24 protein-coding genes are annotated in these 23,803 nt (G+C 71.0%); 16 read left to right on the top strand and 8 right to left on the bottom strand.

Annotation, left to right across the window (positions count from 1 at the left end; translation table 11 throughout):
• Positions 1-3: 3 nt before the first annotated feature.
• Positions 4-1,143 (bottom strand): transaldolase, encoded by a 1,140-nt coding sequence (tal, locus tag ACIP37_RS15705; protein WP_063349514.1) that lies wholly within the window; start codon positions 1,141-1,143, stop codon positions 4-6.
• An 89-nt stretch (positions 1,144-1,232) separates the two neighbouring features.
• Positions 1,233-3,332: a transketolase gene (gene tkt, locus ACIP37_RS15710; RefSeq protein WP_363580443.1), complete on the bottom strand. Its 2,100-nt coding sequence runs from the start codon at positions 3,330-3,332 to the stop codon at positions 1,233-1,235.
• Positions 3,333-3,795: 463 nt separating this feature from the next.
• On the opposite strand from tkt, the gene ACIP37_RS15715 reads away from it, so the two are divergent.
• The gene (locus ACIP37_RS15715) at positions 3,796-4,743 is read left to right on the top strand and encodes a heme o synthase (RefSeq protein ID WP_363580445.1); all 948 of its coding nucleotides are present in this window, start codon (positions 3,796-3,798) and stop codon (positions 4,741-4,743) included.
• 54 nt (positions 4,744-4,797) lie between these two features.
• Here ACIP37_RS15715 and ACIP37_RS15720 read toward each other — a convergent pair whose 3' ends face one another.
• Complete coding sequence (locus tag ACIP37_RS15720; RefSeq protein ID WP_400807447.1) at positions 4,798-5,439, bottom strand: DUF2461 domain-containing protein; 642 nt, start codon at positions 5,437-5,439, stop codon at positions 4,798-4,800.
• Positions 5,440-5,511: 72 nt separating this feature from the next.
• Between ACIP37_RS15720 and ACIP37_RS15725 the strand changes: the two genes are divergently transcribed.
• Positions 5,512-5,850: a hypothetical protein gene (locus tag ACIP37_RS15725; protein WP_350880471.1), complete on the top strand. Its 339-nt coding sequence runs from the start codon at positions 5,512-5,514 to the stop codon at positions 5,848-5,850.
• Positions 5,851-5,916: 66 nt separating this feature from the next.
• Here the strand turns inward: ACIP37_RS15725 and ACIP37_RS15730 are convergent, their stop codons facing one another.
• Entirely contained in the window at positions 5,917-6,039 is a 123-nt protein-coding gene (locus ACIP37_RS15730; protein ID WP_400807450.1) for a hypothetical protein, read from the bottom strand.
• Between the two features lie 261 nt (positions 6,040-6,300).
• Between ACIP37_RS15730 and ACIP37_RS15735 the strand changes: the two genes are divergently transcribed.
• Positions 6,301-6,858, top strand: coding sequence for a GNAT family N-acetyltransferase (locus ACIP37_RS15735; RefSeq protein WP_363627951.1), 558 nt, complete (start codon positions 6,301-6,303; stop codon positions 6,856-6,858).
• Between the two features lie 14 nt (positions 6,859-6,872).
• The gene (locus ACIP37_RS15740; RefSeq protein WP_363627998.1) at positions 6,873-7,277 is read left to right on the top strand and encodes an NUDIX domain-containing protein; all 405 of its coding nucleotides are present in this window, start codon (positions 6,873-6,875) and stop codon (positions 7,275-7,277) included.
• A 44-nt stretch (positions 7,278-7,321) separates the two neighbouring features.
• On the opposite strand, the gene ACIP37_RS15745 is transcribed toward ACIP37_RS15740, so the two are convergent.
• On the bottom strand, positions 7,322-8,245 hold the full coding sequence (locus ACIP37_RS15745; RefSeq protein ID WP_400807615.1) for a heme A synthase: 924 nt from the start codon (positions 8,243-8,245) through the stop codon (positions 7,322-7,324).
• Between the two features lie 267 nt (positions 8,246-8,512).
• Between ACIP37_RS15745 and ACIP37_RS15750 the strand changes: the two genes are divergently transcribed.
• Both ACIP37_RS15750 and ACIP37_RS15755 read left to right on the top strand, forming a co-directional pair.
• Positions 8,513-9,865, top strand: a complete 1,353-nt coding sequence (locus tag ACIP37_RS15750; protein WP_400807454.1) for a choice-of-anchor A family protein — start codon at positions 8,513-8,515, stop codon at positions 9,863-9,865.
• Positions 9,866-10,166: 301 nt separating this feature from the next.
• The gene (locus tag ACIP37_RS15755; RefSeq protein WP_363580455.1) at positions 10,167-10,871 is read left to right on the top strand and encodes an LAETG motif-containing sortase-dependent surface protein; all 705 of its coding nucleotides are present in this window, start codon (positions 10,167-10,169) and stop codon (positions 10,869-10,871) included.
• Positions 10,872-10,993: 122 nt separating this feature from the next.
• Here ACIP37_RS15755 and ACIP37_RS15760 read toward each other — a convergent pair whose 3' ends face one another.
• Complete coding sequence (locus ACIP37_RS15760) at positions 10,994-11,713, bottom strand: ABC transporter permease (protein WP_363580676.1); 720 nt, start codon at positions 11,711-11,713, stop codon at positions 10,994-10,996.
• A gap of 50 nt (positions 11,714-11,763) precedes the next feature.
• Complete coding sequence (locus ACIP37_RS15765) at positions 11,764-12,690, bottom strand: ABC transporter ATP-binding protein (RefSeq protein WP_400807458.1); 927 nt, start codon at positions 12,688-12,690, stop codon at positions 11,764-11,766.
• Between the two features lie 164 nt (positions 12,691-12,854).
• Between ACIP37_RS15765 and ACIP37_RS15770 the strand changes: the two genes are divergently transcribed.
• From ACIP37_RS15770 to ACIP37_RS15810, 9 genes are all read left to right on the top strand, one after another.
• The gene (locus tag ACIP37_RS15770) at positions 12,855-13,697 is read left to right on the top strand and encodes a MarR family transcriptional regulator (protein WP_350880459.1); all 843 of its coding nucleotides are present in this window, start codon (positions 12,855-12,857) and stop codon (positions 13,695-13,697) included.
• 9 nt (positions 13,698-13,706) lie between these two features.
• Entirely contained in the window at positions 13,707-15,122 is a 1,416-nt protein-coding gene (sufB, locus tag ACIP37_RS15775; protein ID WP_063349524.1) for a Fe-S cluster assembly protein SufB, read from the top strand.
• A 64-nt stretch (positions 15,123-15,186) separates the two neighbouring features.
• Positions 15,187-16,419, top strand: coding sequence for a Fe-S cluster assembly protein SufD (sufD, locus tag ACIP37_RS15780; protein WP_363627949.1), 1,233 nt, complete (start codon positions 15,187-15,189; stop codon positions 16,417-16,419).
• Between the two features lie 5 nt (positions 16,420-16,424).
• Positions 16,425-16,742 (top strand): bifunctional 3-phenylpropionate/cinnamic acid dioxygenase ferredoxin subunit, encoded by a 318-nt coding sequence (locus tag ACIP37_RS15785; RefSeq protein WP_063349526.1) that lies wholly within the window; start codon positions 16,425-16,427, stop codon positions 16,740-16,742.
• Between the two features lie 6 nt (positions 16,743-16,748).
• Complete coding sequence (gene sufC, locus ACIP37_RS15790; RefSeq protein ID WP_030290237.1) at positions 16,749-17,513, top strand: Fe-S cluster assembly ATPase SufC; 765 nt, start codon at positions 16,749-16,751, stop codon at positions 17,511-17,513.
• A complete protein-coding gene (locus ACIP37_RS15795) occupies positions 17,510-18,769 on the top strand; it encodes a cysteine desulfurase (protein WP_350880453.1) in 1,260 nt (419 codons plus the stop codon). Before sufC ends, ACIP37_RS15795 begins: the two co-directional genes overlap by 4 nt.
• A 16-nt stretch (positions 18,770-18,785) precedes the next feature.
• Positions 18,786-19,238, top strand: coding sequence for a Fe-S cluster assembly sulfur transfer protein SufU (gene sufU / locus ACIP37_RS15800; protein ID WP_063349529.1), 453 nt, complete (start codon positions 18,786-18,788; stop codon positions 19,236-19,238).
• 20 nt (positions 19,239-19,258) lie between these two features.
• Positions 19,259-19,639 carry a metal-sulfur cluster assembly factor gene (locus tag ACIP37_RS15805; protein ID WP_350880450.1) on the top strand — a complete coding sequence of 127 codons (381 nt, stop codon included), beginning with the start codon at positions 19,259-19,261 and terminating at the stop codon, positions 19,637-19,639.
• Between the two features lie 125 nt (positions 19,640-19,764).
• Positions 19,765-20,424 (top strand): Uma2 family endonuclease, encoded by a 660-nt coding sequence (locus ACIP37_RS15810; protein ID WP_400472055.1) that lies wholly within the window; start codon positions 19,765-19,767, stop codon positions 20,422-20,424.
• A 61-nt stretch (positions 20,425-20,485) separates the two neighbouring features.
• On the opposite strand, the gene ACIP37_RS15815 is transcribed toward ACIP37_RS15810, so the two are convergent.
• A complete protein-coding gene (locus ACIP37_RS15815; RefSeq protein ID WP_400807466.1) occupies positions 20,486-21,817 on the bottom strand; it encodes an MFS transporter in 1,332 nt (443 codons plus the stop codon).
• Positions 21,818-22,162: 345 nt separating this feature from the next.
• Here ACIP37_RS15815 and ACIP37_RS15820 point away from each other — a divergent pair, with 345 nt between their 5' ends.
• Positions 22,163-23,803, top strand: coding sequence for a hypothetical protein (locus tag ACIP37_RS15820; protein ID WP_400807468.1), 1,641 nt, complete (start codon positions 22,163-22,165; stop codon positions 23,801-23,803).

Consider the following 23,803-nt stretch of genomic DNA (forward strand, 5'->3'; position numbering starts at 1 on the left):
CGGTCACTTCTCGCCGGCGAAGGAGGCGAGCGAGGCGGTGACGGTGTCGAGCAGCTCGTTCCAGGACTGCTCGAACTTCTCCACGCCCTCGTCCTCCAGCACCTGGACCACGTCGTCGTAGTCCACGCCGGCGGCGGCGATGGCGTCCATCACGGCCTTGGCGTCGGCGTAGTTGGGGACGATGGTGCCGCCGGTGACCACGCCGTGGTCGGCGGTGGCCTCCAGGGTGGCCTCGGGCATGGTGTTGACCGTGCCGGGGGCGACCAGCTCGGTGACGTACAGGGTGTCCGGCAGAGCCGGGTCCTTGACACCGGTGGAGGCCCACAGCGGGCGCTGCGGCTTGGCGCCGGCGGCCTCCAGCGAGCGCCAGCGGGCGCTGCCGGCGGACTTGCCGTCGACCGAGCCGAAGACCTCCTCGTACGCCTGGTAGGCGAGGCGGGCGTTGGCCAGGGCGGCCTTGGAGCGAAGGTCCCGGGCGTCGCCGCCGATCTTCTCCAGGCGCTTGTCGATCTCGGTGTCCACGCGGGAGACGAAGAAGGAGGCGACCGACTCGATCTGGGAGAGGTCCAGGCCCTTGGCCTTGGCGGCCTCCAGGCCGGTCAGGTAGGCGTCGATGACGGCCTTGTAGCGCTCCAGCGAGAAGATCAGCGTGACGTTGACGCTGATGCCCCGGCCGATCACCTCGGCGATCGCGGGCAGGCCGGCCTTGGTGGCGGGGATCTTGATGAAGACGTTCGGGCGGTCGACCAGCCACCACAGCTGCTTGGCCTCGGCCACGGTGGCCGCGGTCTCGTGCGCCAGGCGCGGGTCGACCTCGATGGAGACCCGGCCGTCGCGGCCGTTGGAGGCGTCGTAGACCGGGCGCAGCACGTCGGCCGCGTCGCGCACGTCCGAGGTGGTGATCATGCGGACGGCCTCGTCGGTGGTGACCTTGCGGACGGCGAGGTCGCGCAGCTGGCCGTCGTAGGAGTCGTCGCCGCCGCCGATGGCCTTCTGGAAGATGGTCGGGTTGGTGGTAACGCCCACCACGTGCTTGTTCTGCACCAGCTCGGCGAGGTTGCCGGTGTTCAGCCGCTTGCGGCTGAGGTCGTCCAGCCAGATCGCCACGCCTTCGTCGCTGAGGCGCTTCAGTGCGTCAGTCATGGTGCTTCAGTCCTTTTTTGTTCTGCTTCGTGGGGTAGTCAGAGGGGGCCGTGCGCCCGCGTGCGGGCGGGCGCACGGCCCGGGGGGCGTCAGCGGTTGACGGCCTCAAGGGAACGGAGGGCGTTGTGGGCCTCGGCCACCACGCGCTCGGCGGTCAGGCCGAACTCCTCGAAGAGCACCTTGTAGTCGGCGGAGGCGCCGAAGTGCTCCAGCGAGACGATCCGGCCGTGGTCGCCGACCAGCTCGCGCCAGCCCTGGCCGATGCCGGCCTCGACCGACACCCGGGCCTTGACCGACGGCGGCAGCACGCTGTCACGGTAGGCCTGGTCCTGCTCCTGGAACCACTCGAAGGACGGCACCGAGACCACCCGGGTGGCGATGCCCTCGGCCTCCAGCACCTCGCGGGCCTTGACGGCCAGCTGGACCTCGGAGCCGGTGCCCAGCAGGATCACCTGCGGGTCGCCGCTGGAGGCCTCGGCCAGGATGTAGCCGCCCTTCGCGGTGCCCTCGGCGGAGCCGAAGACCTCGCGGTCGAAGGTCGGGACGTTCTGGCGGGTGAGCGCCAGGCCGACCGGGCCGGGGTGGGTGGTCTGGCGCTCGATGACGGTGCGCCAGGCGACGGCCGTCTCGTTGGCGTCGGCCGGGCGGACCATGGCCAGGCCCGGGATGGCGCGCAGCGAGGCCATGTGCTCGACCGGCTGGTGGGTCGGGCCGTCCTCGCCGAGGCCGATCGAGTCGTGCGTCCAGACGTAGGTGACCGGCAGCTTCATCAGCGCGGCCAGGCGAACGGCCGGGCGCATGTAGTCGGCGAAGACCAGGAAGGTGCCGCCGTACACGCGGGTCTTGCCGTGCAGGGCGATGCCGTTCATGGTCGAGCCCATGGCGTGCTCGCGGATGCCGAAGTGGATCGTCCGGCCGTACGGGCTGGCGCTCTTCAGCGGGTTGCCCTCGGGGAGGAACGAGCTGTCCTCGTCGATGGTGGTGAGGTTGGACTCGGCGAGGTCGGCCGAGCCGCCCCACAGCTCCGGGATGACCGCGCCGATCGCCTTGAGGGTCTCGCCGGAGGCCTTGCGGGTGGCGACGTCCTTGCCGGCGGGGAAGACCGGGACGGTCTTCTTCCAGCCCTCGGGAAGCTCGCCGGCCTGGATGCGGTCGAACTCGGCGGCGCGCTGCGGGTCGGCGGCGCGCCAGGCCTCCAGGGACTGCTCCCACTCGGCGTGGGCGGCCTTGCCGCGCTTGATGACCTCGCGGGCGTGCTCGATCACCTTGTCGGAGACCTCGAAGGTCTTCTCCGGGTCGAAGCCCAGGACCTTCTTGGTGGCGGCGATCTCGGCGGCGCCGAGCGCGGAGCCGTGCGCCTTGGCGGTGTTCTGGGCGTCCGGGGCCGGCCAGGCGATGATCGTGCGCATCGCGATGATCGACGGACGGGTGGTCTCGGCCTTGGCCGCGGCCAGCGCGTCGGCCAGGACGGCCACGTCGATGTCGCCGTTGGCCTTCGGGGCGACCCGCTGGACGTGCCAGCCGTACGCCTCGTAGCGCTTGAGGACGTCCTCGGAGAAGGCGGTCTCGGTGTCGCCCTCGATCGAGATGTGGTTGTCGTCGTACAGGGCGACCAGGTTGCCCAGCTTCTGGTGACCGGCCAGCGAGGAGGCCTCGGCGGAGATGCCCTCCTCCAGGTCGCCGTCGGAGACGATGGCCCAGATGGTGTGGTCGAAGGGGGACTCGCCGGCGGCGGCGTCCGGGTCGAACAGGCCGCGCTCGTAGCGGGCGGCCATCGCCATGCCCACCGCGTTGGCGATGCCCTGGCCGAGCGGGCCGGTGGTGGTCTCCACGCCCGCGGTGTGGCCGTGCTCCGGGTGGCCCGGGGTGCGGCTGCCCGCGACGCGGAAGGCCTTGAGGTCGTCCAGCTCCAGGCCGTAGCCCGACAGGTACAGCTGGGTGTAGAGGGTCAGGCTCGTGTGCCCGGGGGACAGCACGAACCGGTCGCGGCCTACCCACGACGGGTCGGTCGGGTCGTGGCGCAGGAAACGCTGGAAGATCAGGTACGCCGCGGGGGCCAGCGACATGGCCGTCCCGGGGTGTCCGTTGCCGACCTTCTGGACGGCGTCCATGGCCAGGACCCGCGCTGTGTCAACCGTGCGCTCGTCCAGTTCGGACCACTCGAATGCGTTCGTCGGCGTCGTGCTCACCCTGTCTCAGGGCTCCTTCCGTTGTGAAGAGTGACCCCGTGAAAGGGGACCGGGTCGGCCACGGCGCTGTGGTCTCGACGCTGGGTGGTGCCGGTCACGGAGGGTAGATCCCGCTTCTGCGTGCGAGCCTACCGTCCGGCCCGGGGCTCACCCTCCGTGCTGGGACAACCAGGAAATCCGGATGGTGATTCCCACCAGGGCGGTCTGCCTGATTTTGTCCCAGGCTCTCCTGTTTTACGGCACCCTGCCGCTCCGGTGGTCAGGACGGGTTGCGGCGGCGCGCCGGAACGGCTCCGTGGCTTCACCCGGTCGGTTCACCCGGGGGTGTGCCATCGGCCTCGCCGGGGGACCCCGGAGCCGGATGGGATATATGGAGCGTCTAAGGTGGCGTGGTACGCGCAGAGCGGACGATTTGGGACCCTTCGTTCCTGTGGACGCCTGCGAGGATTCATCTTCAGTTGGGGTGTTAGTGACCGCCGTCGAAACCCGTCCCGCCGGGGTCACCGGGGCGACTCCTGCGCACCGGCCCATCGGGGCCCGTGTCGGCGCCTTCGTCGCACTGACCAAGCCACGGATCATCGAACTGCTGCTGATGAGCACGGTGCCGGTGATGTTCCTCGCCCAGCAGGGCGTCCCGAACATGCTGCTGGTGCTGAAGGTCGTGGTCGGCGGCTACCTCTCGGCGGGCGGCGCCAACGCCCTCAACATGTACATCGACCGCGACATCGACGCGGTGATGTCCCGCACCGAGCGCCGGCCGATCGTCACCGGGATGGTGTCGCCGCGCGAGGCGCTGGTGTTCGGCATCGCCCTCGCGATCGTCTCGACCCTGCTGCTGGGCTTCGGCGTCAACTGGCTCTCCTCCGGACTGGCGCTCGGCGCGCTGCTGTTCTACGTGTTCGTCTACACGCTGGGGCTCAAGCGGCGCACCTCGCAGAACATCGTCTGGGGCGGCATCGCCGGCTGCATGCCGGTGCTGATCGGCTGGTCCTCCGTCACCAACTCGCTGTCCTGGGCGGCGGTCGCGCTGTTCCTGGTGGTGTTCTTCTGGACGCCGCCGCACACCTGGGTGCTCTCGATGAAGGTGCGCGAGGACTACGAGCGGGCCGGCGTGCCGATGCTGCCGGTGGTCAAGGGCAACGTCGCGGTCGGCAAGCAGGTCGTCGCCTACTCCTGGGTGATGGTGGCGACCTCGCTGGCGGTGTGGCCGCTGGGGCACATGAGCTGGCTGTACCCCGTCGCGGCGGTGCTGCTCGGCGGGTTCTGGCTGCGCGAGGCGCACGCGCTGTACGGCCGGGCCAAGGCCGGCGTGGTGGGCGCGAAGCTGAAGGAGATGCGGCTGTTCCACTGGTCGATCACCTACCTGTCGCTGCTGTTCGTGGTGTGCGCGATCGACCCGTTCGTGAAGTAGGGCCCGTCCGACGTCGAAGAGCCCCGGTCCGGTGGACCGGGGCTCTTCGCGTTCTCACCGGGCCGGCAGCTCGGACGGGCCGACGTGGTCGTCCAGCCAGTCCCGGAGCGGCTGGGAGGCGCGCAGGAAGGTGGTGATCCGGGTGTGGGCGCCACGGGTGCCGAGCCACTTCGCGGGCGCCCACTCCTGCCAGGCGACCAGGCCCTTGTGGCGCAGCAGCTCGATCCTCGGGTGGTCCTTGGGGAAACCGCGCGGAGCGGTCTTGAGGGAGTCCCGGCCGTGCACCTGGGGGCCGTCCTGCTCCACCGCGGCGATCACCCGCTCCAGTTCGGCGCCGCTGACGTCCTCGGCGACGGCGGCGCGGTAGCGGTCCAGTTGGTCGGGGGCGAGCTGGTACATCCCGTTGCCGCAGGCCAGGCCGTCGGCGGAGAGCTGGACGTAGCCGCCGGTCTCCAGGTGGGCGCCGATGTGCGTCTTGTACGGAGACTTGTCGGCGCTGAACCGGACGTCGCGGTTGGGACGGAAGATCTTCCCAAGCCCGAACTCCGGCTCCAGCTCGGCGAGCAGCAGCTCCATCGGGGTCCGTACGTCGTTGTCGTACTGCTCCTTGTGGGCCTGCCAGAAGGTCTTGGAATTGTCGGCTTCGAGGTGCTCGTAGAAGTCGAGCGCCGCGGCCGGCCAGCCGGAGAAGGTCACGCCTCCAGTATGTGGCCCGGTGCACAGGGCGCTCCCGTCGCCAGCTCGACTACCGGTGGGTAGCATGCGGGCATGAGCAGCGCAGAGACCGCCACCGCCACCGCGCCGGACGCCCGTACCGAGCGCCGCGCCAAGCGCATCGCCAAGCACCTCAGCAGCTTCGCCCGCCAGCACGGGGGCGGCGCCGACGCGGTCGTCGAGTACGTCGGCGCCGTGGCCACCCGGATCGTCGTGGTGGGCGCGGACGGCGCCTGGGGCGACCAGGTGGCCCCGAGCTACGCCGTCGGTCGCCGGGCCGCCGAACTGGCCGGGCTGACCCTGCACGACGACTTCGAGGGCGAGCTGGCCCTCAAGGTGAAGACCGGCCCGTACGAGTGGAAGCGCATGGCCGGCATCCAGCTCGGCGGCTGATCACTTCGGCGCCCACGGCGACGGCCCGGCTCCCCCAGGCGGGGGAGCCGGGCCGTTGCCGTGGGCTCAACGGGGCAGCTCCTCGCGGTCGAGCACCCGGACGAGTCGGGCCGGTTGGTCCAGCCAGCCGGTGCCGGTGCCGATCTCCAGGACGTTCATTCCGGGTCGGATGTCGAGGTCGCGGAGCATGCGGACGACGATCGAGGGGCGGAGGCGGAGGAGGAGCGCCAAACGTCGGCTGGGTCGGGCGGATCGGCCGATGCCTGGCCGTCATTGACCTGGGTGACGACGGGGGCGTCGGTGTAAGCCGCCTCGAACCAGCGCTGGTGGTCGGTCGAGAGGCCGCAGGGCTCGTAGCCGCCCTGGTCGTCCTGTTGATACGGCGATGGCGCGAGACTGCGTCGAGGAACTTCGATCGCTCGGGGTTTCGGCCCGGAAACAGAGGACGGTGTGACGGTGGTGGTTCGGCTGTTGGACGGCGAGCAGGCGGTCGAGCTGGAGGGCCAGTTGAAGGAGGTGTTCTCGGAGGCGTTCGCGGAAGCCCCCTACGGCGAGGGGCCGACCGACGTGGAGCGGGCGTTTCGCCGGTTCCGCTCGCAGGCGCGTCGGCGGGGGTTCCGGGCGGCCATCGCCTTCGACGGCGACACCGTTGTGGGCATGGCGTACGGCTACCCGCTGTCGGCGGACACCGGATGGTGGGACACCCTGATCGATCCCGTGCCCGAGAACCCCAGGCATGAGGACGGAAAGCGCACGTTCGGTCTCTTCGAGTTGGCGGTTCGGCCCCGGTGGCGGCGCCAGGGCGTCGCCACTCGCATGCATCGCGTCCTCATCGAGGGCATCGACAGCGCCCGGGTGATGCTGAACACCCGACCAGAGGCGGTTGCGGCCCGGGCGTCCTACCGAGCGTGGGGCTACCGGCGCGTCGGGTCGGCGATCCCGTGGGACGGCGCGGCTCGGCACGACGTGATGCTCCTCGATCTGATCCACCCGGTGGTGCGAGCGTGACGCCACTCCACTCGGTGTCCGTCGCGGGGGTGGTGGTGCGGGAGGACGGGCGGGTGCTGGCGATTCGGCGGGCTGACAACGGGGCTTGGGAGCCGCCGGGGGGCGTGCTGGAGCTGGGCGAGGGCATCGAGGACGGCGTGTGCCGGGAGGTCTACGAGGAGACCGGGATCCACGCCGGCGTGGAGCGGCTGACCGGTGTCTACAAGAACCTGCGTCGAGGGGTTGTCGCGCTGGTCTTCCGGTGTCGGCCTGAGGGCGGACAAGTACGGCTCTCGGATGAGTCGGTCGAGGTCGACTGGCTCACGGCGGACGAGGTCTCCGTGCGCATGGCGGAGGTCTATGCCGTGCGGGTGTTGGACGCGCTTCGGGGGGACACGTCGCCGAGTATCCGGAGCCACGACGGGCGGCGGCTGTTGTGACACGTCGAAGGCCCCCATCCGAGGATGGGGGCCTTCGACGAGGCTCAGACGGTGGCAGCCTGTGGGGTCTGGGCGGGCAACTGCTCGGCGGCGGGGGCCTCGACCTCGCGTACGCGCAGGGCGAGGGGGATGCGGAGGGCGGCGATCCAGGTGAGGGTGGCGCCGAGCATGTGGAGGCCGACCATCAGCTCGGGGGCGTCGGTGAAGTACTGGATGAAGCCCAGTACGCCTTGGAGGAGCAGGACCGCCAGCAGTTCCTTGGCGCGGGCCTTCGCCGCCGGCGGGGCCTTGACGGCGGCGAAGACGAAGAGCACCGCGATGGCCAGGCCGACCGACACGAACGCGAGGTCGGCGTGGAACTGGGCCAGCCTGTCGTAGTCGATCGGGATCCGGGGGACGATCTTGTTGTCCTTCGGCGTGCCCGGGTGGTGGCCGGCGCCGGTGACCAGGGTGCCGGCCGCGACCAGCAGGCCGACGACCAGGACCAGCACGTAGGAGAGCTGGTGGATCGGGCGGGCCACGGCGAGCTTGGGGACGCCGTCGCCCTCCTTCGACCGCTCCCACATCAGCAGCGCGACCCACACCAGCGCCATCGCGGCGATCATGTGCAGCGCGACGGTGTACGGGTTGAGGCCGGTCAGCACGGTGATGCCGCCGAGCACCGCGTTGCTCATCACCAGCCAGAACTGCGCCCAGCCGAGCCTGGTCATGCTGTGCCGCCAGGGGCGGTGGCAGCGGGCGGCCAGGATGGCCCAGCCGACGGCGGCGCTCAGCACGTAGGTGAGCATCCGGTTGGTGAACTCGACGACGCCGTGGAAGCCCATCTCGGCGGTCGGGGTCAGGCTGTCGGCGGTGCAGCGGGGCCACGTCGTACAGCCGAGGCCGGAGGCGGTGAGGCGGACGGCGCCGCCGGTGACGACGATCACCACGCTCATCACCAGCGCGGCGAACGCGGCGCGCCGGACCATCACGGCGGACGGCTGCCAGCGGTCGGCGAGCAGGGAGAAGGGATTAGGCACGGGGTCAATCGTAGGCGGCCTTACAGCCGATCTTGGGGCGGGGCGCGGGTGCCGCGTGGGCGTCGCCCGCACCGGGCCGGACGGGGCGCAAACCGGACTCTTCGGTCAAGGCGGTCATTGGTCTTGACCAATCACCTGCGAGGCCGAAAGAGTGCGGATTGGTCCATACCTTTTTCGGACCTCTCCCACTCCTCCCGCACAAGCGGAGACCTGCACATGCGCATACCCACGTCCGCCGCCGCGCTCGCAGTCGGCGGCTCGCTCGCACTGGCCGGCCTGATCGCCCCCGCCGCCGCCCACGCCGCCGACCCCGGCCAGGAGTGCCGCAGCCTCGGGGTCGCCAACCTCTACGGCGAGTTCGTCGAGGGCGACGACACCCACACCCCCGACGCCGAGGGCGCCGTCGCGGTGGGCGGCAACGCCGACTTCACCGGCGGCTTCTCGGTCGGCCAGGAGCTGACCCCCGCCGAGGTCGACGCCCTGCCCGGCAAGAACGCGCTGGTGGTCGCCGGCCGCATCACCGGCCACAACACCCAGGTGATGAAGGGCAGCGGCGTCTACGGTTCCAAGGCCGACGGCGCCGTCGTCCAGGCCCACCAGGGCGCCATCGCCCAGGGCGCCTCCCCGATCGACTTCAAGGCCGAGTTCGCCAAGCTGCGCGCCGCCTCCACCGCGCTGGCCGCCGCGCCGCAGACCGCCGGCGCCACCGTCCAGGCCGACGGGGCCAAGCTCACGTTCACCGGCGGCGACGCGAAGTACAACAGCTTCACCGTCGACGCCGCGAAGCTCCAGGGCGCCAAGGACGTCTTCCTCAAGGTGCCGGCCGGGTCCGTCACCGTGGTCACCGTGACCGGCGGCTCGTACGACATGGCGGCCGCCGGGACCACGGGCTTCCACCTGTGGGACGAGGCCAAGGCGTCCTTCGTCCTGGACGACAAGCTGCAGAGCGCGGCCGGCGGGGCGATCCGCGCCAAGCTGCTGTGGAACTTCCCCACCGCGACCAAGGTGGTCAAGAGCAGCAAGGCCGCCTGGGCCGGCACCGTGCTGGCGCCGAACGCCGCCTTCGACCTCGGCAGCGGCGGCCCGGTCAACGGTTCGGTCATCGCGGCCTCGCTGACCGGCAAGGGCGGGGCGGAGACGCACCACTACCCGTTCGCCGGCTGCCTGCCCGGCGTCGTCGTCCCGACGCCGTCCACCACGCCCACCGTGCCGCCGGTGGTGCCGAGCGGGACGCCGTCGGCCTCCACCACGCCCGGGACGCCCGGGACTCCCGGCACCTCGGCCACGCCCGGGACCTCGGCGAGCCCCTCGGACACGCCCTCCGCCCCGGTGAGCGGCAAGCCGAGCGCGGGTGCCTCGGCCAGCCCGTCGGCCACCGCCTCGGCGGGTGTGCCGGCCGCCTCGGCCTCGGCCTCGGCGAGCCCGTCCGCCCAGGCGAACGCGGGCGGCAACCTCGCGCACACCGGCTCCGGGCCCGTCGTGCCGCTGGCGATCGGCGGCGCGGTGGTGCTCGCGGCCGGTGGCGCGATCGTGGTCGTCACCCGGCGTCGGGCGGCGAAGAAGGCCTGATCATTTCGCCGGTCGACCGGTGTTGCGCCCTTGGTGATTGAACCTGATCACCGAGGGCGCACGTATTTCAGTCAGGTGACGAAGTTCATTCAAGTTTGCCGAATCCGCGTTCCGCGAGGTGGCAGCTGTGATGGGCTGGTCATACACATCAGACGACGGACCAACAGACGAAATTCGGTCGTACGGCGGGGTGTGGAGAGGTGCGGGAGTGCCGGTAGAGTCCCCCGGACAGTCGTAGCGGGCCACCGCGAAACCTTCAACACGCCTGCTGCGCAAGACCGTTCTGAGGGGAACAGCGTAAATGGCGCGACAGCAGCGGCACATGCGGATCGGCGCGGCGGCACTCGCCGGGACGGCGGCGGCCGGAATTCTCCTGCCTCTGGCGCTGGCAACCAACGCCTCGGCGCACGTGCCGAGTTGGTCGGTGACCTGCGACAAGATCGTGATCGATCTGATCAACTACAGCCCGAAGCCCGACGTGAAGAACACCGTCAGCCTCACCATCGACGGCGAGAAGGTCCTGGACGCCAAGGCCTTCCCCGCGGAGTTCCACGGCACCTTCCCGGTGAAGGACCACACGGCCCCCGTCAAGGCGAACCTCGTGGTGAACACGACGGAGACGCCCAACGAAAAGGGCTGGAACATCAACGAGACCAAGACGATCGAGCCGTGCCACACGCCGACTCCGACGCCGACTCCCACCCCCACGCCCACCAAGACCTCGACCCCGACTCCCACCCCGACCCCGTCGCAGACCACGACTCCGACGCCGACTCCCACGCCCACCAAGACCCCGACCCCGTCGGCCTCGCCCACCGCGAGCAAGACCGCGACCGCGACGCCGACCCCGACCCCGGTCCCGACGCCCACCACCAGTGGCCCGGCGCTCGCCCAGACCGGTAGCAACGACGCCACCCCGATGATCGCGGCGGCCGGCGGCGGCGTGCTGCTGGTCGGTGGCGCGCTCGTCCTGCTGGCCCGCAAGCGTCGCGGCAGCCAGAGCTGACGTTCCGTCGGTGACGTGAGACCGCCCCCCGGCCGAAGCGGCCGGGGGGCGGTTCCCGTGCGGTGCGGCCTCACGTGCGGTGCGGCCTCGTGTACGTAGCGGTTCACGTGCGGGGCCGGGGGCTACTCCCAGCGGAAGAAGCGGGCCGCGGCGGCCAGGCCGAGGACGGCCCAGCCGGCCAGGATGCCGAGGTCGGACCAGGGCACCCCGGCGCCGTGCTGGAGGACCGACCGCAGGCCGTCCGAGAGCGCGGAGATCGGCAGCAGTTCCAGCACCGACTGCACGGCCGAGGGGAACCTGCTCAGCGGCACGATCACCCCGCCGGCCAGCAGCAGCAGGATGAACACCAGGTTGGCGGCGGCCAGCGTGGCCTCCGCCTTGAGCGTGCCGGCCATCAGCAGGCCCAGGCCGGAGAAGGCCGCGGTGCCGAGCACCAGCAGCGCGACGACCGACAGCGGGTTGCCGTGCGGGGACCAGCCGAGCGCCAGCGCGATCGCCGACAGCAGCGCGACCTGCAGCGCCTCGGTGACCAGGACGCAGCCGGTCTTGGCGGTCAGCAGTGCCCAGCGCGGGAGCGGGCTGGCGCCGAGCCGCTTCAGCACGCCGTAGCGGCGCTCGAAGCCGGTGGCGATGGCCTGCCCGGTGAAGGCGGTGGACATCACGGCCAGCGCGAGCAGGCCGGGGGCCAGGAAGTCGACCCGCTTGCCGGGCCCGTCCACCGCGACGATGTCCACGGCCGAGAACAGCACCAGCAGCACGGTCGGGATGACCACGGTGAGCAGCAGCTGTTCGCCGTTGCGCAGCAGCATCCTGGTCTCGAAGGCGGTCTGGGCGAGCAGCATCCGGCCGACCGGGGCCGCGCCGGGCTTGGGGGAGTAGTCGGTGGTCGTACTCACGAGCGCAGGTCCCGTCCGGTCAGGTCGAGGAAGACGTCTTCGAGGCTGCGGCGCTGGACGGACAGCCGTTCGGGCAGGACGCCGGAGGCCGCGCACCAGCCGGTGACGGTGGCCACCAGCTGCGGGTCGACGGGCGCCTCGACGCGGTAGCCGCCGGGGGTGGTCTCGGTGGCGGTGGCGCCCTCGGGCAGTTCCTTGAGCAGCGGGCCGAGGTCGAGCCCGGGCGGGCCGTCGAAGCGCAGGGCGTTCTCGGCGCCGCCGCGGCACAGCTCCTCGGGGCTTCCGGTGGCGATCACCCGGCCGCGGTCGATGACGGCGACCTGGTCGGCGAGCTGTTCGGCCTCGTCCATGTGGTGGGTGGTGACGACCACGGTGACGCCGTCCCGGCGCAGGTCGCGGACCAGTTCCCAGGTGGCGCGCCGGGCCTGCGGGTCGAGTCCGGCGGTGGGCTCGTCCAGGAAGACCAGCTCGGGGCGGCCGACGACGGCCATGGCCAGGGCGAGCCGCTGCTGCTGGCCGCCGGACAGGCGCCGGTAGGCGGTGCGGCCGCAGGAGCCGAGGCCGAGCCGTTCGACCAGCGCGTCGACGTCCAGCGGGTGGGCGTGCAGTGCGGCGGTGTGACGCAGCATCTCGACGGCGCGCGTGCCCGCGTACACGCCGCCCGACTGCAGCATGACGCCGATCCGGGGGCGCAGCGCGGCGTTCTGGGCGACCGGGTCGAGGCCGAGGACGCGGACGGTGCCGGCGTCGGGGCGGCGGTAGCCCTCGCAGGTCTCGATGGTGGTGGTCTTGCCGGCGCCGTTGGGGCCGAGGACGGCGGTGATCGCGCCGCGTGCGATGGTGAGGTCGAGGCCGTCCACCGCGGGCTTGTCGCCGTAGTGCTTGACCAGCCCGGCGATCTTCACCGCGGGTTCGGAGTGCATACCGGCGAGTGTAAGAGGCCCCGACGCCGGGCCCGGACGGCGCCCTCAATGATCGTTTTTGCAGGTCAGGTAAGGCTTACCTGCGTGACAGATGACACGAGTGAGGCCTGCATCACGGCTTGTCCTGTCGGAAGTAATTACGCAACACTGGTGTTGTGAAAAACATGCGCGAGCACGCCACGCCCCAGGAGGCCGAGTCGGCCCCCGGGTGCGACGTGCCCGTGACGGCGGCCGAGGTGCTGCTGGAGGGCCACCGGGCCACCCGGGACCGGGTCGCCCGGTCGATCCTCGACCACGGCCCCTCCTCCGCCGCCGACCTGGCGACCCGGCTCGGCCTCACCGCCGCCGCCGTCCGCCGCCACCTGGACGGACTAGCCGCCGCCGGCCTGGTCGAGTCCCGCGAGCAGCGGGTCTACGGCAGCCGTGGCCGGGGCCGCCCGGCCAAGGTCTTCGCCCTCACCGACGGCGGCCGGGACGCCTTCTACCAGGCGTACGACCAGCTCGCCGCCGACGCGCTGCGCTGGATCTCCGACTCGGTCGGCGGCGGGAAGGCGGGCGAGGAGGCGGTCGCCGCCTTCGCCCGGGCCCGGTTCGGCAAGCAGGGCGAGAGGTACCTGGAGCTCCTGCGGCTGGCCGAGGCGGGGGAGCGCACCGAGGCGCTCGCCCAGGCGCTGAGCGCGGACGGGTACGCTGCCACGGTGCGGCGGGTCCCGCCGGCCGTGGCGAAGGCCCCGGCAGGCGCCCAGCTCTGCCAGCACCACTGCCCGGTCGCGCACATCGCCGAGCAGTTCCCGCAGCTCTGCGAGGCGGAGACCGAGGTCTTCTCCCAGCTGCTGGGCACCCATGTGCAACGGCTGGCCACCATCGCCCACGGCGACGGGGTCTGCACCACCTATGTGCCGGCACCCGGTGCCGCATCGTCGCCTGCCCGGCGTTCCGCGGGCCGCGGCTCCGATGCAGTGCCGACTGCCGGTACGTCCACCGAAGATTCAGCGTCCGCGCGTTAGGAAGCTCGCATGACTGACACCGTTTCGCACCCCGAGCTCGAGGGCCTGGGCACCTACGAGTACGGCTGGGCCGACCCGGACACCGCCGGTGCCGCGGCCAAGCGCGGGCTCAGCGAGGAGGTCGTCCGCGACATCTCCGCGAAGAAGAACGAGTCCGAGTGGATGCTGAACCTGCGTCTCAAGGGCCTGAAGCTGTTCGGCAAGAAGCCCATGCCGACCTGGGGCTCCGACCTCTCCGGCATCGACTTCGACAACATCAAGTACTTCGTCCGCTCCACCGAGAAGCAGGCCGAGTCCTGGGAGGACCTGCCCGCGGACATCAAGGCCACCTACGACCGGCTGGGCATCCCGGAGGCCGAGAAGCAGCGCCTGGTCGCCGGTGTCGCCGCCCAGTACGAGTCCGAGGTCGTCTACCACCAGATCCGCGAGGACCTGGAGGAGCAGGGCGTCCTCTTCCTGGACACCGACACCGCGCTGCGCGAGCACCCGGAGATCTTCAAGGAGTACTTCGGCACCGTCATCCCGGCCGGCGACAACAAGTTCGCCGCGCTGAACACGGCGGTGTGGTCCGGCGGCTCGTTCATCTACGTGCCCAAGGGCGTCCACGTCGACATCCCGCTCCAGGCCTACTTCCGGATCAACACCGAGAACATGGGCCAGTTCGAGCGGACGCTGATCATCGTCGACGAGGACGCGTACGTCCACTACGTCGAGGGCTGCACCGCGCCGATCTACTCCTCCGACTCGCTGCACTCCGCGGTCGTGGAGATCATCGTCAAGAAGGGCGGCCGCTGCCGCTACACGACCATCCAGAACTGGTCGAACAACGTCTACAACCTGGTCACCAAGCGCGCCGTGGCGTACGAGGGCGCGACCATGGAGTGGGTCGACGGCAACATCGGCTCCAAGGTCACCATGAAGTACCCGGCCGTCTACCTGATGGGTGAGCACGCCAAGGGCGAGACCCTGTCGATCGCCTTCGCGGGCGAGGGCCAGCACCAGGACGCCGGCGCCAAGATGGTGCACATGGCGCCGAACACCTCCTCCAACATCGTCTCGAAGTCGGTGGCGCGCGGCGGCGGCCGGACCTCCTACCGCGGTCTGATCGAGATCGGCGAGGGCTCCAAGGGCGCCAAGTCCAACGTGCTGTGCGACGCGCTGCTGGTGGACACCATCTCCCGCTCGGACACCTACCCGTACGTGGACGTCCGCGAGGACGACGTGTCCATGGGCCACGAGGCGACGGTCTCCAAGGTCAGCGAGGACCAGCTGTTCTACCTGATGAGCCGGGGCATGACGGAGTTCGAGGCGATGGCGATGATCGTCCGCGGCTTCGTCGAGCCGATCGCGCGCGAGCTGCCGATGGAGTACGCGCTGGAGCTCAACCGGCTGATCGAGCTGCAGATGGAGGGTGCGGTCGGCTGACGTCCAGCCGCTGACCGCCCACCGACTTTTCGAGCTTTTCGAGGAAGAGAGCACTACGACAGCCATGGCTGACGTCAACACCACCACCGGCTCCACCACCGCCGGGTCGATCGAGGTCGGCACCGCCGGCGCCGGCGCCCAGCTCGCCGGCCCCGGCACCGGCCGCGCCACCGTCCAGCAGCCGATCGACGCCCGGGTCGCCGTCAAGCCCTCGTTCGAGGTCGGCGACTTCCCGGTGCCCACCGGCCGCGAGGAGGACTGGCGGTTCACCCCGATGCACCGCCTGGGCGGCCTGCACGACGGCACCGCCGCCGAGGCGGCCAAGGGCGAGGACAAGGTCGAGCTGAGCCTGCCGGACGGCGTCACCGCCGAGACCGTCGGCCGCGACGACGCCCGTCTGGGCAAGGCCGGCAAGCCCGTCGACCGGGTCGCCGCGCAGGCGTTCAGCGCCTTCGAGCAGGCGCTCGTGGTCACCGTCCCCCAGGACGCGGTGCTCACCGGGCCGGTCAAGATCGACGTGCACGGCGAGGGCGGCACCCGCTTCGCCCACGTGGTGGTCGACGTCAAGCCGTTCGCCGAGGCCGTCGTGGTGATCAACCACACCGGTACCGGCACCCGGGCCGCCAACGTCGAGCTGCTCGTCGGCGACGGTGCCAAGCTCACCTTCGTCTCCGTCCAGGACTGGGACCGCAACGCCGTCCACGTCGCCCAGCAGACCGCGCTGGTCGGCCGGGACGCCTCGCTGAAGTCCGTGGTCGTCACCTTCGGCGGCGACGTCGTCCGGATCCACCCGCGGGTCAACTACGCCGCGCCCGGCGGCGAGGCCGAGCTGTTCGGCCTCTACTTCGCCGACGCCGGCCAGCACCTGGAGCACCGTCTGGTCATCGACCACGACACCCCGCACTGCCGCTCCAACGTGGTCTACAAGGGCGCGCTGCAGGGCCAGGACGCCCACGTCGTCTGGGTCGGCGACGTGCTGATCCGCGCCGCCGCCGAGGGCACCGACACCTACGAGCTCAACCGCAACCTGGTGCTCACCGACGGCGCCCGGGTCGACTCGATCCCCAACCTGGAGATCGAGACCGGCGAGATCGTCGGCGCCGGCCACGCCTCCGCGACCGGCCGCTTCGACGACGAGCAGCTGTTCTACCTGCGGTCCCGCGGCATCCCGGCCGACGAGGCCCGCCGCCTGGTGGTCCGCGGCTTCTTCGCCGAACTCGTCCAGCAGATCGGCGTCGCCGAGATCCAGGACCAGCTGATGGAGAAGATCGAGGCCGAGCTGGAAGCGGCGGTCTGATCCAGATGACCTTCCTCCGTGCCTGCGCGCTGAGCGACCTCCAGGAGGACGTGCCCAAGCGCGTGGACCTCAACGGCGTGCCGGTCTCCGTCGTCCGCACCGACGAGGGGGTGTTCGCGATCAACGACACCTGCTCGCACGCGAACGTCTCGCTCTCCGAGGGCGAGGTCGAGGACTGCATGATCGAGTGCTGGCTGCACGGCTCCAGCTTCGACCTGCGCACCGGCAAGCCCTCCGGCCTGCCCGCCACCAAGCCGGTCGCTGTCTACCCCGTAAAGATCGAAGGGGACGATGTGCTCGTCTCCGTCAACCAGGAGTCCTGAGTACCCATGGCAACGCTTGAAATCCGCGACCTGCACGTCTCCGTCGAGGCCGAGAACGGCCCGCGCGAGATCCTCAAGGGCGTCGACCTGACCGTGAAGCAGGGCGAGACCCACGCGATCATGGGTCCGAACGGCTCCGGCAAGTCCACCCTGGCCTACTCGCTCGCCGGCCACCCCAAGTACACCGTCACCGGCGGCTCGGTGCTGCTGGACGGCGAGGACGTCCTGGAGATGTCCGTCGACGAGCGCGCCAAGGCCGGCGTCTTCCTGGCCATGCAGTACCCGGTCGAGGTCCCGGGCGTCTCGGTGAGCAACTTCCTGCGCACCGCCGCCACCGCCGTCCGCGGCGAGGCCCCCAAGCTGCGTCTGTGGGTGAAGGAGGTCAAGGAGGCGATGGCCGCCCTCCAGATGGACCCGGCCTTCGCCGAGCGCAACGTCAACGAGGGATTCTCCGGCGGCGAGAAGAAGCGCCACGAGATCCTCCAGCTGGAGCTCCTCAAGCCGAAGATCGCGATCCTCGACGAGACCGACTCCGGCCTGGACGTCGACGCGCTGCGGATCGTCTCCGAGGGCATCAACCGGGTCCGCTCGACCGGCGAGGTCGGCACCCTGCTGGTGACCCACTACACCCGCATCCTGCGGTACATCAAGCCCGACTACGTCCACGTCTTCGCGGGCGGCCGCATCGTCGAGTCCGGCGGTGCCGAGCTGGCCGACAAGCTGGAGAACGAGGGCTACGAGGCGTATGTGAAGGGGGGCGCGTCCGAGTGACGCATCCGTTCACGGGTCTGCTCGACACCGACGCGATCCGCAAGGACTTTCCGATCCTGCAGCGTGTGCTGCACGAGGAGAAGCCGCTCGTCTACCTGGACAACGCGGCCACCTCGCAGAAGCCGCGCCAGGTGCTGGAAGCCCTGACCGCCTACTACGAGCGGCACAACGCCAACGTCCACCGCGGCGTGCACGTGCTCGCCGAAGAGGCCACGGCGCTCTACGAGGGCGCGCGGGACAAGGTCGCGGCCTTCGTCAACGCGCCCAGCCGCAACGAGGTGATCTTTACCAAGAACGCCTCCGAGTCGCTCAACCTCGTTGCCAACATGCTCGGTTGGGCCGACGAGCCGTACCGGGTGGACGCCGACTCCGAGATCGTCATCACGGAGATGGAGCACCACTCCAACATCGTTCCCTGGCAGCTGCTGTCGCAGCGCACCGGCGCGAAGCTGAAGTGGTTCGGGCTCACCGACGAGGGCCGGCTCGACCTGTCCGACATCGACGAGCTGATCACCGAGAAGACCAAGGTGGTCTCCTTCACCCTGGTCTCCAACCTGCTCGGCACCGTCAACCCGGTCGAGACGATCGTCCGCAAGGCCCAGTCGGTCGGCGCGCTGGTCGTCATCGACGCCTCGCAGGCCGCCCCGCACATGGTGCTGGACGTCCAGGCGCTGGAAGCCGACTTCGTCGCCTTCACCGGTCACAAGATGCTCGCCCCGACCGGCATCGGCGTGCTCTGGGGCCGCCAGGAGCTGCTGGAGGACCTCCCGCCGTTCCTCGGCGGCGGCGAGATGATCGAGACCGTCACCATGGGCTCGTCCACCTACGCCCCGGCGCCGCACAAGTTCGAGGCCGGCACCCCGCCGATCGCCCAGGCGGTCGGGCTCGGCGCGGCCATCGACTACCTGTCGGACATCGGCATGGAGAAGATCGCCGCGCACGAGCACGCGATCACCGCGTACGCGGTCGAGCGCCTGCTGGAGGTCCCGGACCTGCGGATCATCGGCCCGCGCACGGCCGTCGACCGCGGCGCCGCGATCTCCTTCACCCTCGGCGACATCCACCCGCACGACGTGGGCCAGGTGCTGGACGAGCAGGGCATCGCCGTGCGCGTCGGCCACCACTGCGCGCGGCCGGTCTGCCTGCGGTACGGAATTCCGGCGACCACGCGGGCGTCGTTCTACCTGTACTCGACGCCGGGCGAGGTCGACGCACTGATCGACGGCCTGCACCACGTCCGGAACTTCTTCGGCTGACGGGACAGGGCAGGACATGAAGCTCGACTCGATGTACCAGGACATCATCCTGGACCACTACCGCAACCCCCACGGCAAGGGGCTGCGGGACGGCGACGCCGAGGTGCACCACGTCAACCCGACCTGCGGTGACGAGATCACCCTGCGGGTGCGGCTCGACGGCTCGACGGTCGCCGACGTCTCGTACGAGTCCCAGGGCTGCTCGATCAGCCAGGCCAGCGCCTCGGTGCTGAACGACCTGGTCGTGGGCAAGACCGTCGGCGAGGCGCAGACCGTCCAGGAGGCCTTCCTGGAGCTGATGCAGAGCAAGGGCCAGGGCGAGGGCGACGAGGAGGTGCTGGAGGACGCGGTCGCGTTCGCCGGCGTCTCCAAGTACCCCGCCCGGGTCAAGTGCGCCCTGCTCAGCTGGATGGCCTGGAAGGACGCCACCGCCCAGGCGCTCGCCCAGCACCCCGCCGTGAACGACTGACCCGCAGAGGAGGACAGACCATGAGTGACGAAACCCCCTCCGCTGCGGAGGACCAGCCGAACGGCGTCGTCATCGTCGGCACCACCGCCGGCACCGTGTCCGTGGAGGACCTGACCGAGGCCCTGATGGACGTCGTCGACCCCGAACTGGGCATCGACGTCGTCAACCTGGGCCTGATCTACGGCATCCACATCGACGAGTCCGACGTGGCCACCATCGACATGACGCTCACCTCGGCGGCCTGCCCGCTGACCGACGTCATCGAGGACCAGGCCAAGACCGCCACCGACGGCCTGGTCCAGGACCTGCGCATCAACTGGGTCTGGATGCCGCCGTGGGGCCCCGACAAGATCACCGACGACGGCCGCGACCAGCTCCGCGCCCTCGGCTTCAACGTCTGACGGACGGCTTTTCCGTCAACCCGCTGCCGCGCAAACCTCTCCTTCGGGGGAAAGGTTTGTGCGGCAGTGGTATATCTGCCAGCGGGCGGCCAGGCTGGAGCCGCGACCTCGGAGGGAGCGAAGTCATGTCGGTAGTTGCGTTCGCGCAGTTGCTTCTGCCTGACTCGCCGTACGCCATGTGGGTCCGGGGAGAACTCGGCGAGTATCTCCGGCTCCCGGATGACGGCACACGGGTTGAGGTGATCGGAGGGGAGATCGTTGTGTCACCAGCCCCGGTGTACCTCCATGAGGGGATCCTCACGGACATTCAGGAGTCGGTGCTGGCAGGCAAAATCGCTGACGCGACGTTCCAATGGCGCGCCGTCCGGACGGTCAACCTGGACCTGGTCGAGATCGAGGGCGGTTACATCCCGGACATGGTGATCGTGCGCAGGGACGTCGATGCAGAGAAGCGGGCCAAGGATGTGTTGTACGTCCACCCGGTCGATCTTGAGCTGGTGGTGGAGGTGACCTCCGCGTCCAACGCGCGCCATGACCGGCGCCCCATGTTCGGTCGACAGGTGAAGCCCACCAAATGGAGTGGTTACGCACGCACCGGGATCCCGTACTACCTGTTGGTCGACCGTGACCCGCGGCAGCCCGGCGTCACCTTGTTCGGCGAGCCGGACCGCGGCGAGGGGACCTACCAGGTGCTGGGTCAGTGGAAGTTCGGCGAGCCAGTTCGGTTGCCCAAGCCCTTTGATCTTGAGATCAACACCGGTGACTGGGCCCCTTGGGCTGAGTAGCCCTGTACGAACGCCGCCCGGGACTTCGGTCCCGGGCGGCGGTGTTTTTGGCTGCGGTAGGTCAGGACTGCCTGGGTTTGCGGGCCACGGCGAGGGCCAGGGCCGCGCAGAGGAGGGCGGCGACGGCGGCGAAGCCGCTGACGGCGGGGAGGAGGCCGTAGTGCTGGACCAGGGCGCCGACGATCACGATGGGGAGGGAACTGCCGAGGTAGACGATGACCCAGAGGGCGGAGAGCTCGGAACCGCGGCGCTCCGGGTCCATCGCGGCGGCCGCGCTGGTGAACAGGGAGCGGAAGGCGATGCCCTGGCAGGCGCCGCCGAGGATGCTGCCGATGAAGAGCAGGGCGGGCGTGCCGGTGTACTGGGCGGCGACGACCAGGGCCAGGCCGGCGGCCAGGCCGGTCATGCCGAGGGCGATCACCAGACGGTCGGAGGTCGGCGGGACGACCAACTGGGCCAGCGCGGAGGAGCCGAGCAGCAGGGCGGCCACGATCGCGCCGGTCAGGTGCGAGGAGGTGTGCAGCAGCTTGGCGGAGAAGGCCGGGGCGAGCGCCAGGTAGACGCCGAACACCGCGTACGAGATGAAGCCGGCCGAGGCGGCGAGCAGGAACTCGCGGCGGCCGGCGACCGGCAGGGCGAGCCGGCGCGGGCGCAGATGGGCCGGGGTGGTGATGCGGGGCGGGGTGGTCGGCGGGCGGTTGCGGCCGGGCATCCGCGGGTGGACGAGGGCCAGCGGCACGCAGAGTGCCAGCAGGGCGATGGCGTGCAGCAGGAAGGGCGTCAGCAGCGGGTCCGCGCCGTTGGCGAGCAGGGCGCCGACCACCGGGCCGAGCGCGACGCCGCCGGCGGAACAGGCCAGGGTGAGCTTGGCGGCGAGCGTCGGGTGGTCGGGCAGCAGGTCGCCGAGGGCGGCCCCGGCGGCGCCGGTGGAGAGGCCGACGGCGATGCCCTGGACGGCCCGGCCGGCGGCGAGCTGCCAGAAGCTGCCCGAGGTGGCGAACACGACGTCGCCGGCGGCGGCCAGGGCGACGGCGGGCAGGATCAGGGCGCGGCGGCCGAGGTGGTCGGACCAGTGGCCGACCACGGCGAGCACGGGGACCAGCGCGAACACGTAGACCGTGAAGAGGATCGTGGTGTCGAGCGGGCCGAGGCCGAGGCGCTGCTGGAGGAGCGGGTAGATCGGCGTCGCCAGGTTGGCACCGATCAGCATCAGCAGCAGGGCGGCGGCGACGAGGCCGACGCGGACACCGCGCAACGCGTTCCAGCGGCTGACCGCGGCGAGCTGGAGCTGGGCGCGGGGCGCGAGCTCCAGGGGAAGCAGGGCCTCCGAGAGTCGGCGTCCGTCGAGCTGCGCGGTGCGCAGGCCGGAGCCGGCGGGGGAGAGGTCCGCCATGTAAGGGATCTCCTGTGGCAGGGCACCACCGGGTCGGCGGGGTGTGCCGGCGCGCCCGTCCTGAGGCGCTGTGGTGGTGGCCGCGGTGCGGGGCTCCCTGGTGGAGCGGGTGAGCTGAGTGGGCCCCTCCTGCCCGGTGTCGGGCGGGGAGGGCGAAGGGCTTCATTGCCCGGTGGCCCGCGCGGGGTGTGCACGGTGCCAATGCGAAGGATAAAGGGTGGGCGCACGGTTGCGGCGCGCGCCCCTTGAGGCCGGGCATCGGGGGTGCCCGGCCTATACGCTGAGGTGGTGGATCGGGACGCTGAGCTGATAGGCGGACCGCTGGCTGAGGGAGAACGCACAACGATGGCCGGACGACGTCGGAAGAACGCCGGGGCTTCGCCGGGGGAGAGTGCGGCCGAGCCGGTTCTGCCCGCCGACCTGGAGCTCCAGGACCTCTACGGGGCGTTCGCCGCGCACGGGCTGGACGACGAGGACCTGGACGACGCGGCGGTCCTGGTACCGCCGGTGAAGCTGCCCGCCGAGGAGGAGCTGGCCGCCCTGGCGAAGGCCGTGCCGATGTTCGGGTACGCGCTGGCGCTGGCCCGCTGGGCCGCCCCGCACCGGGTGGTGGACGAGTTCGGCGACCTGGTGGAGGAGGACCGGGCTCCCGCGGCGCAGCTGCTGGGCCTGGCCCCCGCCGAGGGGGAGGTGCCGGAGGAGGCGGAGGTCGAGGCGATGCGGGCCTGGTCGCTGGCCTGCGACCTGGACCTGGTGGAGATCGGGACGACGGCGGCCGGTGAGCACGTCGCCGTGCCGGGCCCGGATCTGGAGCCCGCCGAGGAGGGTGACCCGGAGACCGTCCTGGAGCTGTGGCTGACCGCCGCCGGGATCGTCCGGGAGCTGGCCGTGGAGGCCGACTCGCTGCCGGAGGAGGAGGCCGCGCGGGCCGCCGAGGGCGGGGAGGCCGGCGAGGCCGGGGAGGAGGACGAGGACGCCCTGAGCGAGGTCGAGGAGGCCCGGGACGCCGCCGCCGAGCTGCTGGACGAGGCGTTGCAGGTGCTGTACGAGACCACCGCCTTCGCCGATCCGGGCAACGAGACCGTGCCGCTGGGCGTGCTGGCCGCGCTGCTGGTGGTGCCGGAGGGCGAGGAGCCGAGCGAGGAGCTGCTGGGCGACATCACCGATGTGATGGTCGCACTGGACCCGATGCTGGGCGACCTGGCCGAGCTGGGCCTGCTGGAGTACCGGCCGATCGACCCGGAGCTGTTCGACGAGGAGGAGGGCCCGGAGGGCGAGGAGCCCGCCCTCGTCGGCGAGGCGCCGCTGGACGAGGAGGAGTCGGCGCGCTTCGGTCTCGTCCGGCTCACCCCGCTCGGCCAGTACGGCATCCGGCAGTGGCTGCTGGAGGACGGCTACGACGCGCCGCTGGTCGGCGAGCTGGCCCAGGGCGACGCGGCCGAGCTGCTGCGCGCGGTGTGCGAGGCCGCCAACGTGCTGCCGGACGAGGAGCTGCGGGTCTGGATCACCGGCCGGGAGCCGGTGGCGGCGGCGCGCGAGCTGCTGGCGGCGGCGCGCGGCGACGACGCGTACGCCCCGATGCGGCGGATGCTCGGCGTCTCGGCGCTGAACATGCTGGGCACGGCCGCCGAGCCGGCCGCGCGCGACGTACTGGATGACCCCGAGCTGGGCGGCGCCGCCCGGGCCTGGCTGACCTCGAAGGGAGCGACGGACGTGCCGGTGCCGGAGCGGACGATGGCGCTGTGGACGGTGGTCGACACCTTCGCCGCCCAGCTGCTGGACAGCGGCGGCGACGCCGAGCTGCTGCGCGAGCTGATCGCGGACCTGCCGGTGACCGGCAACCCGGCGTCCTACTTCGGCGAGCTCTGGCGGGTCGACCACCCGTACACGGCGGACGTCCTGGAGGCCGTCGGGGAGCTGCACCTGGACCGGGCGGTGGCCAAGGAGGCGCGCAAGGCGGCCTTCAAGGCGCGGTCCAAGGGCTGA

It is taken from the genome of Kitasatospora sp. NPDC088861 (genome assembly GCF_044750105.1).
Classification (GTDB): Bacteria; Actinomycetota; Actinomycetes; order Streptomycetales; family Streptomycetaceae; genus Kitasatospora.

Coding starts and splice junctions, on each gene's coding strand:
- tal (WP_063349514.1), bottom strand. CDS start 1,143: ATGACTGACGCACTGAAGCGCCTCAGCGACGAAGGCGTGGCGATCTGG.
- ACIP37_RS15725 (WP_350880471.1), top strand. CDS start 5,512: ATGAGCAGCGCAGAGACCGCCACCGCCACCGCGCCGGACGCCCGTACC.
- ACIP37_RS15730 (WP_400807450.1), bottom strand. CDS start 6,039: ATGCTCCGCGACCTCGACATCCGACCCGGAATGAACGTCCTGGAGATC.
- ACIP37_RS15745 (WP_400807615.1), bottom strand. CDS start 8,245: ATGGTCCGGCGCGCCGCGTTCGCCGCGCTGGTGATGAGCGTGGTGATC.
- ACIP37_RS15750 (WP_400807454.1), top strand. CDS start 8,513: ATGCGCATACCCACGTCCGCCGCCGCGCTCGCAGTCGGCGGCTCGCTC.
- ACIP37_RS15755 (WP_363580455.1), top strand. CDS start 10,167: ATGGCGCGACAGCAGCGGCACATGCGGATCGGCGCGGCGGCACTCGCC.
- ACIP37_RS15760 (WP_363580676.1), bottom strand. CDS start 11,713: ATGCTGCTCGCCCAGACCGCCTTCGAGACCAGGATGCTGCTGCGCAAC.
- ACIP37_RS15765 (WP_400807458.1), bottom strand. CDS start 12,690: ATGCACTCCGAACCCGCGGTGAAGATCGCCGGGCTGGTCAAGCACTAC.
- ACIP37_RS15770 (WP_350880459.1), top strand. CDS start 12,855: ATGCGCGAGCACGCCACGCCCCAGGAGGCCGAGTCGGCCCCCGGGTGC.
- sufB (WP_063349524.1), top strand. CDS start 13,707: ATGACTGACACCGTTTCGCACCCCGAGCTCGAGGGCCTGGGCACCTAC.
- sufD (WP_363627949.1), top strand. CDS start 15,187: ATGGCTGACGTCAACACCACCACCGGCTCCACCACCGCCGGGTCGATC.
- ACIP37_RS15785 (WP_063349526.1), top strand. CDS start 16,425: ATGACCTTCCTCCGTGCCTGCGCGCTGAGCGACCTCCAGGAGGACGTG.
- sufC (WP_030290237.1), top strand. CDS start 16,749: ATGGCAACGCTTGAAATCCGCGACCTGCACGTCTCCGTCGAGGCCGAG.
- sufU (WP_063349529.1), top strand. CDS start 18,786: ATGAAGCTCGACTCGATGTACCAGGACATCATCCTGGACCACTACCGC.
- ACIP37_RS15805 (WP_350880450.1), top strand. CDS start 19,259: ATGAGTGACGAAACCCCCTCCGCTGCGGAGGACCAGCCGAACGGCGTC.
- ACIP37_RS15810 (WP_400472055.1), top strand. CDS start 19,765: ATGTCGGTAGTTGCGTTCGCGCAGTTGCTTCTGCCTGACTCGCCGTAC.
- ACIP37_RS15815 (WP_400807466.1), bottom strand. CDS start 21,817: ATGGCGGACCTCTCCCCCGCCGGCTCCGGCCTGCGCACCGCGCAGCTC.
- ACIP37_RS15820 (WP_400807468.1), top strand. CDS start 22,163: ATGGCCGGACGACGTCGGAAGAACGCCGGGGCTTCGCCGGGGGAGAGT.